Origin of the sequence: Breoghania sp., assembly GCF_030066895.1 — a bacterium.
Classification (GTDB): domain Bacteria; phylum Pseudomonadota; class Alphaproteobacteria; order Rhizobiales; family Stappiaceae; genus Breoghania.
Map to the genome: position 1 here is coordinate 1 of NZ_JASJAV010000016.1, position 18,310 is coordinate 18,310.

The 18,310-nt window shown below is 62.0% G+C and carries 18 protein-coding genes, 1 tRNA gene and 6 pseudogenes; 11 read left to right on the forward strand and 14 right to left on the reverse strand.

What is annotated here, in order from left to right; translation table 11 throughout:
• Positions 1-117 precede the first annotated feature (117 nt).
• Positions 118-285 (reverse strand): hypothetical protein, encoded by a 168-nt coding sequence (locus QNJ43_RS15545; protein WP_300471489.1) that lies wholly within the window; start codon positions 283-285, stop codon positions 118-120.
• Between the two features lie 636 nt (positions 286-921).
• On the opposite strand from QNJ43_RS15545, the gene QNJ43_RS15550 reads away from it, so the two are divergent.
• Positions 922-1,365, forward strand: a complete 444-nt coding sequence (locus QNJ43_RS15550; protein WP_300471491.1) for a hypothetical protein — start codon at positions 922-924, stop codon at positions 1,363-1,365.
• Positions 1,366-1,859: 494 nt separating this feature from the next.
• On the opposite strand, the gene QNJ43_RS15555 is transcribed toward QNJ43_RS15550, so the two are convergent.
• The gene (locus tag QNJ43_RS15555) at positions 1,860-2,069 is read right to left on the reverse strand and encodes a DUF3126 family protein (RefSeq protein ID WP_300471493.1); all 210 of its coding nucleotides are present in this window, start codon (positions 2,067-2,069) and stop codon (positions 1,860-1,862) included.
• Positions 2,070-2,160: 91 nt separating this feature from the next.
• Positions 2,161-2,987: pseudogene (locus tag QNJ43_RS15560) on the reverse strand (serine O-acetyltransferase).
• A gap of 465 nt (positions 2,988-3,452) precedes the next feature.
• On the opposite strand from QNJ43_RS15560, the gene QNJ43_RS15565 reads away from it, so the two are divergent.
• Complete coding sequence (locus QNJ43_RS15565) at positions 3,453-4,277, forward strand: enoyl-CoA hydratase (protein ID WP_300471495.1); 825 nt, start codon at positions 3,453-3,455, stop codon at positions 4,275-4,277.
• A 189-nt stretch (positions 4,278-4,466) separates the two neighbouring features.
• On the opposite strand, the gene QNJ43_RS15570 is transcribed toward QNJ43_RS15565, so the two are convergent.
• Genes QNJ43_RS15570 through QNJ43_RS15580 form a run of 3 tightly spaced genes read right to left on the reverse strand, consistent with a single transcriptional unit; the run spans position 4,467 to position 6,258 of the window.
• The gene (locus QNJ43_RS15570) at positions 4,467-5,342 is read right to left on the reverse strand and encodes a hypothetical protein (protein WP_300471497.1); all 876 of its coding nucleotides are present in this window, start codon (positions 5,340-5,342) and stop codon (positions 4,467-4,469) included.
• On the reverse strand, positions 5,339-5,500 hold the full coding sequence (locus tag QNJ43_RS15575; protein ID WP_300471499.1) for a hypothetical protein: 162 nt from the start codon (positions 5,498-5,500) through the stop codon (positions 5,339-5,341). The genes QNJ43_RS15570 and QNJ43_RS15575 overlap by 4 nt, the downstream gene beginning before the upstream one ends.
• Before the next feature lie 2 nt (positions 5,501-5,502).
• Complete coding sequence (locus tag QNJ43_RS15580; RefSeq protein WP_300471501.1) at positions 5,503-6,258, reverse strand: alpha/beta hydrolase; 756 nt, start codon at positions 6,256-6,258, stop codon at positions 5,503-5,505.
• A 209-nt stretch (positions 6,259-6,467) separates the two neighbouring features.
• Between QNJ43_RS15580 and QNJ43_RS15585 the strand changes: the two genes are divergently transcribed.
• From QNJ43_RS15585 to QNJ43_RS15615, 7 genes and pseudogenes are all read left to right on the forward strand, one after another.
• On the forward strand, positions 6,468-6,719 hold the full coding sequence (locus QNJ43_RS15585; RefSeq protein ID WP_300471503.1) for a zinc-finger domain-containing protein: 252 nt from the start codon (positions 6,468-6,470) through the stop codon (positions 6,717-6,719).
• 12 nt (positions 6,720-6,731) lie between these two features.
• A complete protein-coding gene (locus QNJ43_RS15590; protein WP_300471505.1) occupies positions 6,732-7,982 on the forward strand; it encodes an FAD-dependent monooxygenase in 1,251 nt (416 codons plus the stop codon).
• A gap of 133 nt (positions 7,983-8,115) precedes the next feature.
• The gene (locus tag QNJ43_RS15595) at positions 8,116-8,715 is read left to right on the forward strand and encodes a molybdopterin-binding protein (RefSeq protein ID WP_300471507.1); all 600 of its coding nucleotides are present in this window, start codon (positions 8,116-8,118) and stop codon (positions 8,713-8,715) included.
• 130 nt (positions 8,716-8,845) lie between these two features.
• Positions 8,846-9,287, forward strand: a pseudogene (gene gpt, locus QNJ43_RS15600) (xanthine phosphoribosyltransferase).
• Between the two features lie 343 nt (positions 9,288-9,630).
• A complete protein-coding gene (locus QNJ43_RS15605; protein ID WP_300471509.1) occupies positions 9,631-9,924 on the forward strand; it encodes a hypothetical protein in 294 nt (97 codons plus the stop codon).
• A gap of 173 nt (positions 9,925-10,097) precedes the next feature.
• Positions 10,098-10,764: pseudogene (locus QNJ43_RS15610) on the forward strand (L,D-transpeptidase).
• Between the two features lie 9 nt (positions 10,765-10,773).
• On the forward strand, positions 10,774-11,238 hold the full coding sequence (locus tag QNJ43_RS15615; protein ID WP_300471688.1) for a DUF4396 domain-containing protein: 465 nt from the start codon (positions 10,774-10,776) through the stop codon (positions 11,236-11,238).
• 18 nt (positions 11,239-11,256) lie between these two features.
• Here the strand turns inward: QNJ43_RS15615 and sfsA are convergent, their stop codons facing one another.
• The 4 genes and pseudogenes from sfsA to QNJ43_RS15635 all read right to left on the reverse strand — a co-directional run bounded on the left by sfsA (position 11,257) and on the right by QNJ43_RS15635 (position 14,518).
• Positions 11,257-11,955: a DNA/RNA nuclease SfsA gene (gene sfsA, locus QNJ43_RS15620; protein ID WP_300471511.1), complete on the reverse strand. Its 699-nt coding sequence runs from the start codon at positions 11,953-11,955 to the stop codon at positions 11,257-11,259.
• A 52-nt stretch (positions 11,956-12,007) separates the two neighbouring features.
• Positions 12,008-12,739 (reverse strand): annotated as a pseudogene (locus QNJ43_RS15625) (ATP-binding cassette domain-containing protein).
• 3 nt (positions 12,740-12,742) lie between these two features.
• A pseudogene (locus tag QNJ43_RS15630) lies at positions 12,743-13,436 on the reverse strand (ABC transporter permease); the annotation flags it as partial.
• A gap of 105 nt (positions 13,437-13,541) precedes the next feature.
• Positions 13,542-14,518: pseudogene (locus QNJ43_RS15635) on the reverse strand (ABC transporter substrate-binding protein).
• A gap of 271 nt (positions 14,519-14,789) precedes the next feature.
• Between QNJ43_RS15635 and QNJ43_RS15640 the strand changes: the two are divergent.
• The gene (locus QNJ43_RS15640; protein ID WP_300471513.1) at positions 14,790-15,308 is read left to right on the forward strand and encodes an STM3941 family protein; all 519 of its coding nucleotides are present in this window, start codon (positions 14,790-14,792) and stop codon (positions 15,306-15,308) included.
• Between the two features lie 215 nt (positions 15,309-15,523).
• Here QNJ43_RS15640 and QNJ43_RS15645 read toward each other — a convergent pair.
• The 4 genes from QNJ43_RS15645 to QNJ43_RS15660 form a co-directional block, all read right to left on the reverse strand.
• Positions 15,524-15,608, reverse strand: a tRNA-Leu gene (locus QNJ43_RS15645).
• Between the two features lie 234 nt (positions 15,609-15,842).
• Complete coding sequence (locus QNJ43_RS15650; RefSeq protein WP_300471515.1) at positions 15,843-15,992, reverse strand: hypothetical protein; 150 nt, start codon at positions 15,990-15,992, stop codon at positions 15,843-15,845.
• Between the two features lie 204 nt (positions 15,993-16,196).
• Positions 16,197-16,538, reverse strand: a complete 342-nt coding sequence (locus QNJ43_RS15655) for a hypothetical protein (protein ID WP_300471517.1) — start codon at positions 16,536-16,538, stop codon at positions 16,197-16,199.
• Between the two features lie 98 nt (positions 16,539-16,636).
• Positions 16,637-16,927, reverse strand: coding sequence for a hypothetical protein (locus tag QNJ43_RS15660; RefSeq protein ID WP_300471519.1), 291 nt, complete (start codon positions 16,925-16,927; stop codon positions 16,637-16,639).
• A gap of 549 nt (positions 16,928-17,476) precedes the next feature.
• On the opposite strand from QNJ43_RS15660, the gene map reads away from it, so the two are divergent.
• Positions 17,477-18,310 carry a type I methionyl aminopeptidase gene (gene map / locus QNJ43_RS15665; protein WP_300471521.1) on the forward strand — a complete coding sequence of 278 codons (834 nt, stop codon included), beginning with the start codon at positions 17,477-17,479 and terminating at the stop codon, positions 18,308-18,310.

Below are 18,310 nucleotides of genomic sequence, written 5' to 3' on the forward strand. Positions count from 1 at the left end.
CCGGCCCCCATACGGCAGCATGAAGCTCCCGCCCACTCGCCCACTATTCTGGAAATGGATGCTTCTGCAGACGCGCGGCGACCGCGCGTGCCTTCGCGCGTCTGGCTCAGCGCCGCGTCACGTGATGGCGACGAACACCAGGTTCAGCATCAGGATGCCGGAAAACAGGCTCCACATACCGGCGATGGTGGAACTCGCCACCAGCCAGCCGACCGGCCTGCGTTCGATGCGCCGCCCGCAAATGGCGCGCCGCATGATGATGAACGGACCTGTCGCGATGCACATCGCCATCCCCCCAGACGAAGGACAGCGTTGAGCGCGCCGCGAAATCGAAATTGGGCGGGCGATCCGTCACAAGCTGAAAAAGCTCCCGATCAGACCGGAGAGGACAAAACCGATACAGATCGCGTAGGTCCTGATGAGCGCTTGCGCAAGCACGGCGTTTACCTCTTGTTAACGCTAAATTGCCAAAGTGGGCTCGGACAAACTCGACGTTTACAAAACGTTAAGCAAGAGCCATGCCCGTCCAAAAGCCAAAAAACTGGCGAAAACTAGTGACATCGGCGCCATGAACGGCCTGTTCGCACGTCCCGCAACGGGACAGGCGCACAGGATCGGGACCAATCCGCTACTTCCAGTCGCAGGGAATCGTTCTCCTTTGGTCATCCCTGACGCCGTTCCCGTACCCCGCTGGCCTCTGGCCATGCTGACCGCTGCGCGGGCTCTGGCGAGCCTCGCGATCGCGACCGACAAGCTCATTGCCACGACCGAAACGCCCGCCCCCGCTCCGCGCTGGACCACCGAGACAAAGCCCGTCAGCCTTTCCATCGCCGGGCATGCGTTCAACTTCCCGGCGAATTTCATCACCGCGGCAAACCAGCGGGCAGGCGGCGCGCAATCGCGGCTGGACATGACCCTGCGTTGGCCCGCGCTGACCGGATATGGCGACGACCACGCCCGCCTTTTCGAAGATGGCGACCGCGATCTCGTCCGGATCTGGGGGGGGGGGAAACCGACACCAGGCCTCTGGCCGGGGCGCAATCGAGCGGCGACGACGATCTCCTGCGTCCTGAGATCTATCCGGTCGCAGGCGGCCTGTTCGCCCGCGCCTTCAAGACCTCCAGCCCCTATGCCAACGAGGAGATCGTCTACGAGGCGACCTCGTTGCGGTCCGGTTCGCAAATGCCGTTTGCGGCGCGCTGTCAAAAATGGAATGCGCCGGAAGCCACCTGCCTGCGCCACATGCCGCTCGGCTCCGGTCTGACGATGACCTACTGCTTCCCGCGCACCCGGCTCGCCGACTGGGGACGGCTCGACCGCTCCCTGACATTGCTGATCTCGGGCTTCATCGCGAGCGCACGCTGAGCGGACACTGATCCCTCGACCCGCCATCCATCAAGACGCCTGCTGACACGCGATCCTTGGAACCGGCCTTGGAGCTGGGTCCGAATAGGCACGCTCTCCCGGACTGTCATCTCCGCGCAGGCGGGGATCCAGTAACCCCACGATTTCGCTCACGGAACAGAAACGCCGGCCGCACGGAGTGCTGGTTCCCGCCTTCGCGGGGATGACAATCATGCTTGTGCTGTTTCCAATCGAACAACACGACAACGTCATCCTGAGGAGCGCTCGCAAGAGCGCGTCTCGAAGGATGGGCCGCGCATTCGAAACGAACGGCCAGCACTCAGAAAATACGGAAGCAACGCATAAAAAACCCGGCCGGTCGGTCGTGCATGACGACTGCCGGGAATGCTTTTCTCGAATTCGGCTCGGATCAAGCTTTGATACCCGACCACCTTTCCGGTCGGACTGCCTGTCGCGAACGGGGCGCGGCGGGTTTGCCGCCGCGCCTTGTCCAGTCAGTCCAGATCGATCTCCAGGATCGCCATCTGGAAATCGTAGCTCAGATCCTCGTCCTCATCGTCGCGATACAGGACGCCGATGAATTCCTCACCGAGATAAACCTCGGCGGAATCGTCCTTGCGCGGGCGCGCACGCACTTGCAGCGTGGACACGTTGAAAGTCTTCTTCAGATAGGCTTCCAGCTTGCGGATCTCGTCGGGTTTCAAGGTGCCTCTCCTTCACGGGTCATCCGCGCCCGTTCTTAGCCGGGCGCGCTCTCCCCGCGTCTACATCACGTCAGCGGCTCCTTGCCAACCCTCAAGACTCGTCTTTTTCGCTCTTATCACCTAAGCGCTGGTCCATCGAGCTGCAAGCTCCGCACAACCCGACGTTCCGATGATGCGTGCGGGCACGCCCGCCACGGTCGTGTTTGGCGGCACCGGAGCCAGCACCACCGACCCGGCCGCGATCCGCGAGCAATGGCCGAGTTCGAAGTTGCCGAAGATCTCCGCCCCCGCCCCGATCAGCACGCCGCGGCGCACCTTCGGATGGCGATCGCCGTCCGTCTTGCCCGTTCCGCCGAGCATCACGCCCTGCAAAATGAAGACGTCATCCTCAATGACAGCCGTCGATCCGACGACGCCCGTCGCATGGTCGATGAAGATCCCTCGGCCCATCGGCACCTGCGGATGAATGTCGACCTGGAAAACCTCGGATGTGCGCGACTGCAGGTAGAGCGCGAAATCGTGCCGCCCCTGCCGCCACAGCCAGACGGTGCGCCTGCAGCGCGTGGAACCCCTTGAAGTAGAGAACCGGCTCGAGACCCGTTCGCAGGCCGGATCGCGATCCACCACCGCCATGATGTCGACGCGGAAGATCTCGCCCAGAACCGGTTCGTCGAGAAGCGCCTGGCGATAGGTCTGCCGGATCAGCGCGCCCGACAATGCGGGATGGTCCAGCCGGTCGGCCAGACGGTGCACCACCGCGTCTTCGAGCGTTTCCTGATTGATGATGTTTTCCATCAGGAACCCGGCGAGCCTAGGTTCGTTCTCGATGGTCGCCTGCGCCTCCGCACGCAACTGCTCCCAGACGGGATCGTGGCTTACAAGCTCAGGTGTCGCTGCAAAACGGGTGGATTGGCTCATGCCCTGCTCCTCATCCCAGTCTGGTCGTTCGGCGCCCGGTCGGTTGCTTCCAGTCGGTCGCTTCCGGTCGTTGGCTTTCGCATGCGCCGCATGCGTTCCGTCTGGCGGCGCATCCGTCAATTCCCGAAATCCGTCACTGCGAGCTGCCGCTCGTTCGCCTCAGGTCCAAACGACGCTTTTACCGGCGCTACTGCCCGCCGCCCTTCCTCGTATCGTCACAAGGGCGGCCGCGTGCGGGTTCAAATGTGTCCCTGACATAGGGTCGATGACACGAAAACCAGCCCCGCGATACAAGTTTTCGCAAACCGCCTTCCGCAATCGACCCGAAAGAGCCCGATAGTGCCAAGCACCGAAGTCCCGGTAAATCGATCAAACGTACCGTTCCACGCGCCTTTTGGCCTTTCACCCAACGTCATCGACGACTTATGTAGAAAATTGACGATATGTGGAGGATACGACGCCGATATGAAGAATTCCGAAACCACCGCCGCCCAAAACGACTCTCCCGCCGGACGAATCGTGACCCTTGTCGAGCCGCCGATCGGCTGGCTCGTGATCGACAACGAGCCCCGGCGCAATGCGATCAATCTCACCATGTGGCAAGCCCTGCCCGACGCCGTGGCAACCCTCGAAGCCGATGACCGGGTGCGAGTCGTGACGGTCCGCGGCGCGGGTGAGGCCACTTTCGTGGCCGGCGCCGACATCTCGGAATTCGCCGAAGTGCGCAAGGACGTGAAAACCGCCCGCGCCTACGAAAACGAGAACGCCGCCGCCTTCGACGCCCTGCGCGCCTGCCTGAAGCCGACCGCCGCGATGATCCGCGGCTTCTGCATGGGCGGAGGCGTCGGCATAGCGGTCTCGTGCGATCTGCGCTTTGCCAGTAACGATGCCCGCTTCTCTATCCCCACCGCCCGGCTCGGCGTCGGCTACCCCGCCATCGCGATCCACGACGTGGTCAAGCTGATCGGCCCATCGCGCGCCAAGGATCTGTTTTTCTCCGCCCGCCGCGTGGAGGCGGAAGAGGCCCTCACCCTCGGCCTGGCCGATCGCCTGATGCCTGCGCAGGCGCTCGAAGACGAGACCCGCGCCTATGCGGCGACGCTCGCCGACAACGCCCCGCTGACCCAGCGCGCCGCCAAGACCGCCATCGACACCGTCTCCGGAGACCTGCAAGCCGCCGACTGGTCCGCCCTTGAGGCCCTGACGAATGCCTGCTTCGACAGCGCCGATTTCGCAGAGGGTCGCACCGCCTTTCTGGAGCACCGCGCACCCGTCTTCACCGAGCGATAACCAATCCGCGCTAGGATTATCACGATGATTATCCGGCCGCGGAGAAGTTGATTCTCAACCTCAGGCACTTGAATCAATATCTGAAGTTTACCGGCTGAAGAGATCGCATCAGCAAATCCGCATAAGGGACCCCAGAGACTCACGCTTTCGCGCTGCGAGCCCAGGCAACTAGCGCAGAAAACCCGGTTTTCAGCCGAAAATCATGGTAAATCCGAGGTTAACATCGCTTGTTAAGCGATTCTGACGACTCGTCTTTTGCCATCCGCACTCCTGCGCGAGCAACCTTCTTGAATCAGTTTGGCAAGTTCCTGCGACAGACCTGAGCGAAGCGGCATAAGCGACTCTCCCAGCGCGCTTTTTCGCAATTACACAGCTTTCAGCAACTGAATGAAATCGACCGCGGCATCGGCGAAAATATCGTTCCGATCGCCCGCCACCATGTGCCCGGCTCCCGTTACGTCGCAGAACTCGGCGTGCGGAACTAGTTCCATAAAATGCCGCGCACTCTCCTCCAGAACGAGCTCCGAACTCCCGCCGCGAACCAGCATGACGGGGATCGTCAGACCACGCGCCACATCTTCCATTCGCGCCATGTCTTCCGCTGCGGTCGGCGCTCACGCTGAACGCCCCCATCAGGAAGCGCGGATCCCAGTGCCAGCGATAACGCCCATCCGAATGCAGACGCAGTTTCTTGCGAAGCCCCTCGGTGGAACGCAGCCGCTTGGCCGCGACCGCATCGGCCGCCTCCTCCACCGATCCGAACCCCTCGTGCATGCGCTCAGCCATGAAGCCGGTGATGCGATCGACACCGCCCGGATCCATCCGCGGCACCACATCGACCAGCACCAGTGCGGACAGGACACCCTCCGGGCGCACGCCCTGCGCCAGCGTGGAGGCGATGCCGCCGAGCGATGCCCCGATGGCGACCGGTGCCGCCCCGCACTCGTGCCAGATCGTGTCGACTACCGCGACGATGTCGTCGGCATAGTCGCGAAAGCGGTAGCGGCCGTCCTCCACCCAGTAGCTCTCGCCGTGGCCGCGCTGATCGATGGTCACGGCGGTCATGCCGCCGCGCGCCAGCCGCTCCGCCGTCCCGGCCCAGGAGTAGTCTGTCCTCCGCCATGGACAAGCAGCACCGGCGTGCCGCTCGTCCCTGCCTCGAAAACCTCTCCCGCCAGCCGACTGCCTTGTGCCTTCTTCAGATGCAACGACCGCCCCTTCATGTTCATCCCCCCGTTTGTTCCAGAAAGTCGAGCACGCCCTGCTTGTAGACCTTGTCGCCCACCGCGAGCACATGATCGCGCCGCGGAATATCCAGAATGCGCGCATCCTGCATCAGATCGGCGAGTTCCTGGGCAGAACCCGAAATCTCGTCGCGCGTGCCGATGGCAATGAGAACGGGCACGGTGATCCGCCCCACATCCTCCGGGCTGATCTTCTGGCGCGAGGAGCGCATGCACGCGGCAAGCACAAGCCGGTTCGACTTGATCTGATCGGCGAACTTGCGGAACGAGCGCCCGACCGGGTCGCTCACCTCCTCGATCGAGGGCACCTCCAACGCCTGCGCGATCGGCTCGGGCGCTCCCACGCCCTTGACCATGCCGTAGCCCAGCCCGCCGAAAATAGCACGGCGCACCCGGTCGGGATGGTTGAGGGCCAGGAACGCGGTGATGCGCGCGCCCATCGAGTAGCCCATCACGTCCGCCCGTTCGATTCCCAGATGATCGAGCAGCCGCCGCGCATCCTCCGCCATCGCGGGTGCGCCATAGGTGGCCGGATCATGGATCTTGGCGCTCTCGCCGTGGCCGCGATTGTCGAGCGCGATGACCCGCCGCCCCGCCTTGACGAGCAGGTCGACCCAGCCCGTGTGAACCCAGTTGACGTATTTGTTGAACGCGAAACCGTGGATGAGCAGGATCGGCTCACCCTCCTCCTCATCGAGGTAGGCGATATTGATTCCATTGGAATTGAATGCGGACATGTCGGCCTGACGTTTACGTATAGGATAGAATGTGAGACGGCTGACACTAAGGCTTTCTACCACGTCAGGAAAGAGCCCGCGTTTGCAGCGGGCGGATGTGGCTGAAGGATACGGGCAGACACGCAGGGATGTGAAATACCCCTGCCCATTCGGCAATTCGCTCGTTATTGTCTCGGCCGAAACCTTGCAGACGAGATTGGAACGATGCCATGGCGGATCAAGTCATTCCCCACTTCCAGAATGACGACGGTGTGGAAACCATCAGGATCGGCGCATGCGAGTTCATGTGCATTGGCGCAAAGCCGCCTTTCGATCATCCTCACGTCTTCCTGGATATGGGCGACGAGGATTCCATTGTTTGTCCCTATTGCTCTACCCATTACGTCTACGATGCATCGCTGAAGGCAGAGGAATCCGATCCCGCCGATTGCCTCTGGATTCCTGCGGAGACGGCGGAGTAAGACCGACGCATCATGACCAGCCCGGAAACACAGGATCCCGCTTCTCAAGATGCCGCGGAAAGCGGTGACGGCCGACCTGACGGCGGAAGTCCGCGCAGACACGTCGTCGTCGCCGGTGGCGGCATCGGAGGCCTCACGGCAGCTCTCGCACTGGAGCGCGCCGGTTTCTCCGTCCTCGTTCTCGAACGTTCCGAAAAGCTCGGCGAAGTGGGCGCAGGCCTTCAGATTTCGCCGAATGCCTGGCGCGTTCTGAAAAGCTTGGATGCCACCGAACCTCTGGAAAAGGTTCTGGTGAAGCCGGATTCCATCCGCATCCATTCCGCACGCGCCGGCGGCCAGATCGGCCGCATCCCTCTGGGCGAGACGGCGGAGCACCGGTACGGCGCCCCCTATTGCGTCATCCATCGCGGCGATCTGCACAAGGGCCTGGCGGAAACCGCCATGGCGCGGCCCAATATCGACATCCAGCTCGGCATAGCCATCGCCGATGCCGAGGAGGACGAGACCGGGATCACGGTCGAGATCCAGGGCAGCGAAGGCATCTCCAGCCACCACGCCGAAGCCCTGATCGCAGCCGACGGCGTCTGGTCGACCGTGCGCCGCCGTCTGTTGCGGCTGCCGTCGGCCGATTATTCCGGTCGAATCGCCTATCGCGCCACCTTCTCCACCGATCAGGCGCCGGATCTTGCCGGCTTCACCGGCCTCTGGATGGGCGAGAATGCCCATCTGGTGCATTACCCGATCCGGAGCGGAAGCCTGATCAACCTCGTCGCCATCGCCGAGGGCGACTGGCACGGAGAGACCTGGTCCACCCCGGTGGACCGGGACGAGGTCCTGCAGCACTTCAAGAACTGGCCGGTGACGGCCCGCCACCTTCTGGAAAGGCCCGCCTCCTCGCTGAAATGGGCCTTGTGCGATATCAGGCCGGGCACGATCTGGGCGGAGGGGCGCATTGCGCTTCTGGGCGACGCGGCCCATGCCATGCTGCCTTTCATGGCGCAGGGCGCGGCCATGGCGATCGAGGATGCCCACGTGGTTGCGCGGTGTCTTGCCGAAGAGCCCGACGTGGACGAAGCCCTGCTCACCTATGAGCGCACCCGCAAAGACCGCGTGGAACGCGTCATGCGCACCGCGCGCGAAAATGCCCGCATCTATCACATGAAGGGCCTGATGGCGTTCCTGCGCGATACCGGGATCCGCTACCTGAGCGGTCAGCGTCTCCTGTCGCGCTATGACTGGATCTACGACTGGCAGCCGAAATAACCCGCAGCCTCTCCCGCACACGCCTCCCTGACGCGGCGACTTTCACGACGCGTGCAACTTTTTGTCCGTGGGTGTTTCCCACGGCGGGCAACTTGTTCTAGGACGTCCGATCTAACTACTCAGAAGATGGACGATGGACAAGGGTGCGCATTCGACTGAAAGCGAGATCGTGACGGCGGGTTTCGTCGTCATTGGCGATGAGATCCTTTCGGGGCGGACAAAGGATCGGAATATCCGCTATCTGGCCGACTTCCTGACCGCGCACAGCATCGATCTGGCTGAGGTACGCATCGTGCTCGACGAGACCGACCGAATCGTGGAAGTGGTGCACGACGTGAGTGCGCGCTATACGCATGTCTTCACCTCCGGCGACGTCGGCCCGACCCACGACGACATCACCGCGGATTCGATCGCGGCCGCCTTCAACGTCGGCATCGATTTCAATCCCGAAGCGGTCGCACTCCTGTCGGAGCGCTACGGCAATGTCGATCTGACCCAGGCCTGCATGCGCATGGCACGCATTCCCGGCGGAGCCGAGCTGATCCCCAATTCCGTCTCCAAGGCTTCCGGTTTCAAAATCGGCAATGTCCACGTGCTCGCAGGAGTGCCGTCGGTCTTCGAAGCGATGCTCGAGGCGCTGGGGCCCTCCCTCGTGCACGGCACGGTGGTTCAGCCGCGCACGATCGAGGCCCGCATGACCGACAACCTGTCGTCGCACCCAGAATGCGCATAAGGGAGTCGCAATCGGCTCCTATCCGCAATATGACGGCGAGAATTTCACCACCCAGCTCGTGGTACACTCGCGCGATACCGCGCTGCCGGAACAGGTCGTGGCGGAACAGGTTACAGGAAGGTTCGAACCAATGGAGAAGGGGCAGAAGCCGAAGGCTTTTCCGGTTCACTGGGAACAGCTTTACCGCGATGCCCGTGCGCTCGCATGGCGGCTTGCCGGACAGGGCGAGTAGAAGGCGATCGTGTGCATCACCCGCGGCGGCCTCGTGCCTACCGCGATCATCGCGCGAACTAGGCATCCGGAACATCGAGACGGTGTGCATCGCCTCCTACCATGACTACGAGAATCAGGGCTCGCTTGAGGTGATCAAGCCGATCGATCCGGAAGTCATCGGTCTGGGCAGTGGCGAAAGCGCGGGCGTGCTCGTCGTCGACGATCTGGTCGATACTGGCCACACGACGGCGGCGGTTCGCAAGATGCTGCCCAAGGCGCATTTCGCCACCGTCTACGCCAAGCCCAAGGGCCGGCCGCAAGTCGACACATTCATCACCGAGGTTGCGCAGGATACCTGAATCTATTTTCCCTGGGACATGGACTTCACCTTCCAACCCCCGCTCGCCAAGGAACACCACGACGAAGCGGCCGGCTAAGGCCGCGCCTTCCCTTCTCAAAGCTTCATCTCCGCCGGGGTGTGCAGAACCGCTGCACGCCCCGATGACGTTCCAGAAGGAGCACGGATTGAGAGCGGAAAGCATGCCGCATCGCGCCTCTCGGGGCGTGCCCGCTTCGATTGACGCAAACGTGATTGAGGCTTATTTCCCTCTGCCATCTCCGGTTGATATCAACATCCCATGAAGCCTCGTTCCGCCCGTCTTGTCCTGAATGTCTTCGCCACCCTGTTGCTGGGTGGAGGCTGTGCTGACGGGCACATGGCAGGAGTACCGGGTCGTATTCGCCCATGCGGACGAGATACCGGCAGCGCCTGCTGGGCATGACGTGGCGCTCACCGAAAGCACCGTTCGCACGAACCTGAGCGGACAGATCGGCACCGAGCGCCCCTGCCCCCGCCTGCTTCATCTAGATGCAACCCTCATCGGCACACAGATCGCCGCGCGACGCGTTAGCCGGTCGGCGACGATAGAGATGGTGAAGTTTCTGGTTCCCGAGGAATATGCGCGCGACCTTGCAACGCCGCCCCCGAGCACCTGATCCGACCTCGCTCGCCCATGCCCGTGCTCCCGCAAGGCTCTTTGCGGGCGGTCATGATGCGTGCGCTGAGCGAAATAAAGCTTCCGTTAACCATAACAGGTTCGAATCCCACGATCTCCGAGCCCGCACCGTTCCGACCGGATAGACCGAATCCAGGAATTTCCGTCATGTCCATGACCCGCCGCAGCTTCATCGTCACGGCCTCCGCTTTCGCACTGGCAGGCTGTCAGACGACGGACAAAGGCTTCAAGCTCTCCGCAGTAACCCCGTCCATCGAGACGAATCCGAAAAAGATCTACGCCGCGATGCCGGACGAGAAGTTTCCGATCCCTGCGGTGAACCTCCACAAGCTCGATTCCAGGTATTACCGCCAGGTCGTCGACTACTCCTCCAAGGAGCCGGTGGGCACGATCATCGTTGATACGCCGAACCGCTTCCTCTACCTGACCCTGTCCGACGACAAGGCGCTGCGCTACGGCGTCGGCATCGGCCGGGCAGGCTTTGCCTGGGGCAGACGCGCCAAGATCGCCTGGAAGCGCAAGTGGCCAACCTGGACGCCGCCGACGGAGATGATCAAGCGCGAGCCGAAGCTGAAGAAATACGCCGATGGCATGGAGCCGGGCTTTCAGAACCCGCTGGATGCGCGCGCTCTACATCTATGAAAACAACCGCGACACGCTCTATCGCCTGCACGGCACGCCCGAAATCGCCTCCATCGGCAAGACGGTGTCCTCAGGCTGCGTGCGCCTAATCAATCAGGACATATGCGATCTCTATGAACGCGTTCCAGACAACACCCGCATCGTCATTCACCGGAAGGACGACAGCCTGATCGGCTGACCGGGCGAAATCGGCAAGGGAACGAGCCATTGCGGCGCGGGCTGCACCATCGGCGACATCATCGCGGAGCCGCTGGTCGCGGTCTTTCCCGTGCTCACCGTATGGCTTGGCTACGGAACGCTGTTCTCGCAGCAGATTTTCGCTGTCTGGGTGCTGGATTTCATCCTGGCCTTCGCCATCGGCATCGCGTTTCAGTACTACGCGATCAAGCCGATGCGCGGGCTCTCGGCCGGCGAAGGCCTGAAGGAGGCGCTCAAGGCCGACGCCCTGTCGCTCACCTCCTGGCAGATCGGCATGTACGGCTTCATGGCGATCGCCCATTTCTGGCTGTTCGGGCACGTGCTCGGCGTCCTGCTCACCTCCGGCATGGCCGAATTCTGGTTCATGATGCAGATCGCTATGCTCTGCGGTTTCGTCACGACCTATCCCGTTAACTGGTGGCTGATCAGAACCGGCATCAAGAAAGCAATGTGAGCGCAGAGCGCGAAAGCGCTATCCCTCAATCGGGATCGGCGTGGTCGCGCGGATTTCCTGCTGCGTGATCTCGCACACGATGGCAAGCGCCTCCACCCCGCGCAAGCGCGCAAAATTGAAGGCCGCGCCGTAGACCGGGTCGATATCGCGCGCAAAGGCAAGGCGTTTGCAGCCCGGATACTGCACCAGATAGACCATCACGGCCCGGTGCCCGACCTCCACCATGTCGCCCAGTTCCATGAGATGCTTGGCTCCGCGCGCGGTGACGGAATCGGGAAATTCCGCCAGCCCCGGCTCGCGCATCAGGTGGACGTTCTTCACCTCCACATAGGCCTTGGGCCTGTCGGGATCCTCCAGCAGGATATCGACCCGCGAGTTCTTGCCGTACTTCACTTCCCGCTTGAGCGTCGCGTAGCCGGAGAGTTCCGGGATGGCGCCGTTGAGGATCGCCTCCTCCACCAGCGCATTGGGCCGCGCGGTGGAGACGCCGACGAGCACGCCGCCCACCTCCACCAGTTCCCAGCTATGGGAGAGTTTGCGCTTGGGATTGTCGGAGATCGACACCCAGACCGTGTTTCCGGGCGTCGCCAACCCCATCATCGAGCCGGGATTGGCGCAATGCGCCGTGATCACCGAGCCGTCGGGAAATTCGATGTCGGCGAGGAAACGTTTGTAGCGCTTGATCAGGCGCCCGGGAACGAGAGGAGGAAATTTCATGGGGTTCCGATAGCCGCGCCGGGCGCGGCGGATGTGAGTGACGGACGGCGCATCACAGAAGCAGCGCATCGTCCTCCAGTTCCTGCCCGCGCACCCGGCGGAACATGTCGACCAGATCGTCGACGCTCAAACCTTCGCACTCCTTGCCCTTCACGTCGAGCACGACCTTGCCTTCATGCAGCATGATCGTACGCGAGCCCGCATCGAGCGCCTGGCGCATGGAATGGGTGACCATCAGCGTGGTGAGGCCGAGTTCCGCCTGGAAGCGGCAGGTGAGATCGAGAACGAAGGTCGCCATGTACGGATCGAGCGCAGCGGTGTGCTCATCGAGCAGCAGCACGTTGCACCCGGCAAGCGTCGCCATGACAAGCGAGATCGCCTGGCGCTGACCGCCCGACAGAAGGCCCATCTGATCCTCAAGCCCGAGCCCCAGCTCCGAAATCCGTTCCTTGAACAGAGATCGGCGCGGACGGCTGAGAGCGGTGCCAAGCCCGCGCTTGCGTCCGCGCGCCGCCGCCAGAGCGAGGTTTTCCTCGATCGACAGCGTTCCTCAGGAGTCCGCCAGCGGATCCTGAAAGACCCGCACGACCATCCCCGCCCGCTTGGCAGTCGGCCAGCGCGTCACGTCGGTGCCGCCAATGACGAGCGAGCCTTCACTTGCCATCACGTCTCCGGCGACCGCTCCGAGCAGGGTCGACTTGCCCGCTCCGTTTGAGCCAATCAGCGTGACGAACTCTCCCAGTCCCACCGTGAGATCGACCCCATTCAGCGCCCGCTTTTCCATCGGCAGCAACGTCTCGCCGACGATCACCGCGGCCAGCCCCACGACGATGGTGCCGACACCGGAAGTGACGTCCGCAAAGACGTTGGTCTGCGCAAACAGGGCACCCGCAAGCCCGACCAGCGCATTCGACAGCGCCACGCTCACATAGAATCTGCAAGTAGTCGGTGCGAACCCATTGCGCCCGCGCCATGCGCACATTGGCGCCCGTCGCCCGCATGGCGAGGTCGAATTCGGAGCGCAGGAACCACGCCACCAGCGCCACCGCGATGATGACCAGCACGAAACAGAAGGCCGGGCGCACGTAGTAGTCGGGCAAGCCCAGCCCGTAGAAGGACGTGAGCACCGTATCCTGCATCAACAGGGTCACGTTCGGTCGTCCCATGACGCGCAGATTGATGGAGAACAGCGCCGTCATCGTCAGAATGGAGGCCAGAAGGTGCAGGATCTTGAAGCGCACGTTGAGTATCGCCGTGACGATCCCGGCGATCGCTCCCGCCGCCATCGCGGCGAGGGTCGCCAGCCACGGATTGCCCCCATGGATCAGCAGCACGGCGCAGACGGCCGCACCCAGCGGCATCGAGCCGTCGACAGTAAGATCGGGAAAATCGAGCACGCGAAAGGCGAGATAGACGCTGAGCGCAACGAAGGCATAGACAAGGCCGAGTTCAACGGTCCCCCAGAAGGCAATTTCAGTCACGGTATCTTCCGCGATTGGAGATGGTCGGGACGGGTCCGTCCGCAAAACAAAAACCGCCGAACCTCGATGGCACGGCGGTCTTCTGGTTTAAGCGGCCGGAGCGGTCTATTCAACCACCTTGGTGGTGCGTTCGATCACCGCATCGGGAATCGTGACACCCATGGCTTCCGCAGACTTCGGATTGACCACCAGGTTGGTGCCCTTGGCCACTTCCACGTCGATATCGCCGGGCGCCGTGCCCTTCAGGATCTGGACGACCTTTTCGCCCGTCTGCTTGCCGACGTCGAAATAGTTGAACCCGACGGCAGCCAGCGCACCGCGATCAACCGAAGCGGTATCGGCGGCATAGAGCGGCAGGTCGTTTTCCTGCGCAACCTTCACCGCGGCCTCGAAGGCGGAAACGATGGTGTTATCGGTCGGCACGTAGACCGCATCGGCCTTGTCGACGAGCGCCCGCATGGCCTGCTGGACCTCGACCGTCTTGGAGGCGGCCGATTCAACAACCTTGATCCCGGCCTCGCCCGCAATCTTCGTCAGCGCCTTCAGCGTGAAAACGGAGTTCGCTTCGCCGGGATTGTAGATGTAGCCGAGCGTCTTGACGTCCGGCGTGATCTCCTGGATCAGCGCGATCTGGTCGGAGATCAGCGAGAAATCGGAAAGGCCCGTGATGTTGCCGCGGGCTTCTTCATCTGCGGCACGAGCTATACGCCGACAGGATCGGTGATCGCGGAAAAGACGATCGGAATGGACTTCGTGGTCGCCGCCGCGACCTGCGCCGAGGGAGTGGAAATCGGCACGATCACGTCCAGGCCCCCGCCGACGAACTGACGCGCCATCTGGGTGGCAATCGCGGGATTGCCCTGCGCACTCTCGTAGCTGAACTTCAGGTTCTCGCCGACCTTGTAGCCGGCCTCTTCCAGCGCGGCCTTGACGCCGTCGCGGCAGGCATCGAGCGCGGAGTGCTCGGCGATGGCGGTCACGGCGACACTCACCATGTCCTTGGCAGTGGCGGGTTGGCTCGCGAATGTAGCGGGCGCGGCCAGGGCCGCGGCGGCAAGAAGTGGCAATATCAGATTGCGCATAAAAGAACTCCCGGTCTTGGCAGCGCCCGTTTCTTACCCGGCGGACGCCTGAGAGACGACGAATTGACCTTTGTGTCAATGTCGGGTTGCAGAAGAGATCGTTGCGTTTCCACCGATGACGACAGGACGCATCCCAAGGTGACGTAGCGCATCCGGTATCTTGCATCCGCAAGACCCCATATTGCAGGCGAGGCGCGGCGAATTCGTTTCATTTCCGCGCAGTTGACGGCTATTTTCCCGCCTCGAACCAGACACGAAGGCCACGCCTCCCATGATCCTTTCCGCCAAATACGATCGCAAGAAGCTGACGCTACTCCTGGTGGCATGCCTTGTGTTTCTCGCCGTCAGCTTTGAACTTTCGCTGCAAAGCGACCCCTTCATCTATTCGGTCGCGCAGGTGGCGTTCCTGTTCTTCCTGATCCTGACCGGCCTCATGGCCTATCGCTTCACGGACAATCGCGAGATCCTGCGCATCGACGAAAACGGCGTTTTCGACCGGCGCCTGGTCGATCAGACGATTCCCTGGTCGGCGGTGGACGACATCAAGGAAATCCGCCTCATCGGCCCGCGCTTCTTCGCGGTGATTTCGCACGAACCCGTTCAGTCCTTCATCACCTCCGGCCTGAAGCGGCGCATGGCATGGCTGAACGGAAAGCTGGGCTTCTATGCGATCGGCATCAATACGACCGGCCTGACCACCAACTACACGGAAGTTCACGAGGCCTTCGCCGCCTACGCGCCCGAGCACCCTGAAGACGACAGCGACGCCGAAGGCTCTTCCGCAGACTAGATCGGCGTCGTCAGACGAAAAACGGCCCGCCGCTTCCCCTCGCAGGCAGAATCCCGCCCGACACATTGACGGATAAGGGGATATCCATCGGCCGGAGCGAGAAAATAAATCCACGAAGGTTGGGTGAAGCGGGTCGACGTCGCAACTTATAAACGCATCGGTTGCAATCCGGTTCCCCAAAAACGAAAAATTTTTCGAAAGAGCGAAAACCGCATTGGTACGGGCGACGGGACTCGAACCCGTATGACCGAAGTCGAGGGATTTTAAATCCCTTGCGTCTACCAGTTCCGCCACGCCCGCTAAAACGTCGCGCCGGTATCGAGTAGCCCGGCACGCAGGCGCGTTCAAGTCACAGGCTCGCAAAATTCGGTGGGAACGATGCGCTTTGGGTCCGCAGGGCAGGATCATCGCGTATCAGATTGCGGAGAGACGGCCCCGCCAAATCATTCGCCGCACACCGTCGTGCGAATAAAAAGGGCGCCCCTGATAAGGAAGCGCCCCTTTGAAATCCGGTAGTTCTCGCCCTTAGCGGTGCTAGTAAATCGGATGAATTTCCGGCTCGTCCGCCGTACCGATATACCCGACGGGCGTACCCTCGCCCGACCGTGACAGACCGCTGATCCCGAGGCGGTGTTCCAGTTCATCCACGAATTCCGGCAGATTGCGCGCGCGCAGAGAATGCACGTAATACCTCAGCGTGTGTGACAGAAACAGACAAGCGAGTTCAGGATCTTTCTGTGTAAAACACAACATCGAACGACTTCATATCTCTCAAATCTGGCTTGCAACTAGACATATGACTCAAGCCCCCGACCTTCAACCGGTAATCGTTCCCACCCCGGTCCACAACGTGCGACTTTGTGACAAAACGCTTTCGCTTCCGGTCGTTCACACCCCGACTGTCGGCTCCAGTCGCGTCTGCTTTGTGGCATCGCGTGCCGACTTCATGCCGCACGTTGCCGTCGTCCCTCCCTCACGTTCCAGGAAAACGTTCATCCGCGCCTCCTGCACCACGCGCCAGCCGTGATCCTCCAGCATCGCCACGCAATCCCACTGCCAGCGCTGCGGCGTGTTCTCCATGATGATCACCCGCAGCCACAGTGCTTGCGGCGCATCGTTGAGAAAGGCGGCGAGGATGATGTCCTCCGCCCCGGTCACGTCCAGCTTCAGCGCATCGACCCGCGACAGCCCCTGCGAGCGCAGAAGCGACAGCAGAGAGCGTGAGGGCACGTTGATCTGGGTCGTTTCCCATCACTCGACATGATGAAGCGGATGCTCGCCTGCCCCTCGTTGAGCAGATCGGAAAAAGCCGCGCCGCCCCGTTCCTGTCACTGATCGCCACCGGCACCGCATCGATGGAGAACCCGGGATTGAAGGCGATATTGTGCATCAGCCGGTCGAAGAGCTAGGGGTTGCAGCTCCACCGCAATGATCCGCGCCTCAGGGCCCACCAATCCAGCCACGAACAGCGAATAGATGCCGACATTCGCGCCCACGTCGACGAAGATCATATCGTCGCGAATATGATCGGCCAGCAATGCGCGTTCCTCCGCATCGAAGAATTGCGGAGTGAACAGAACCCGCCGCTCGCATACATTGGCAAAGGGATAAAGACGCATCGCCGCGCCGAAGACCGTAACATCGAGCGGATGGTTCAGGTAAAGCCAGCCCGAAGCGCCTGAGCAACAACGCCAGCCGCCGACCGGTCCAGCCTTCCGGCAAGCGTCGGGTCGCGGCGATGACGAGACGACGAAAGGCCCCGGGCTTCAACGCGCCGCAAGTAACGTCGCGGCGGTCCCGGGTTCGAAGGCTGGGCGACATGAGAGAAACACGGACCTTTCTTCTTGCGGTTAAGTTTTTTCGCTTCCGGACACTGAAATCTGCACGTAGACACGATATATGAGTGCGTGCAGACGACGCATCGAGTATAGAAGCTCCGGACGGGTCCGACCCCGTTCGCGCTCCTACGCCCGCCCGGCCCCATTGTGCTCAGGATTCACAATCTGGTCGATTCGATGCAATCGGGATATGCCACAATCGAGATGCACGCATCGCGACAAACCGCGAAGGCGACGGGAACCGGCGACAATGATGCCGACGAACATGATGATAGTAGACGAACATGATGATAGTAGAGTGAGCCGCACTCCGGCGGAACGGGATTTACGATGGTAAGCTATGTGGAGGCGGCCTCAGCACCGCTCAAGAACACCGGGCAGATCAGACTCTACGATATCAAGGCTGATTTCGAAGGAATGCGTGCCGCCGGTCAGGTGACCGCGCGCTGCCTCGACGGTCTGGTCGATCTGATCAAGCCGGGCACCACGACAAACGAGATCGACGATTTCGTCTATTCCTTCGCCCGCGACAACAACGCCCTGCCCGCCACCCTGGGATATCGCGGCTACACCAAATCGACCTGCACCTCGATCAACCACGTGGTCTGCCACGGCATTCCCAACGACAAGCCGCTGCGCGAAGGCGACATCGTCAATCTGGACGTGACGCTGATTCTCGACGGCTGGCACGGCGATTCCAGCCGCATGTACCCGGTCGGCAAGATCAAGCGCGCCGCCGAGCGGCTGATCGACGTCACCCATGAGTCGCTGATGCGCGGCATGACCGTGGTGAAGCCCGGCGCCACCACCGGCGATATCGGCGCCGCGATCCAAGACTATGTCGAGGGCGAGCACTGCTCCGTGGTGCGCGATTTCTGCGGCCACGGCGTCGGCCGCATCTTCCACGACATGCCCAACATCCTGCATTACGGCCATCCCGGCGAGGGCCCGGAACTGAAGCCCGGCATGATCTTCACCATCGAGCCGATGGTCAATCTCGGCCGTCCCCCGGTGAAAGTGCTGTCCGACGGCTGGACCGCCGTGACGCGCGATCGTTCGCTGTCGGCACAATTTGAACACTCCATCGGCATAACAGAGAACGGATACGAGGTCTTTACGCTCTCGCCGAAGGACCTCTTCAAGCCGCCGCTGCAGGAGAGTTGA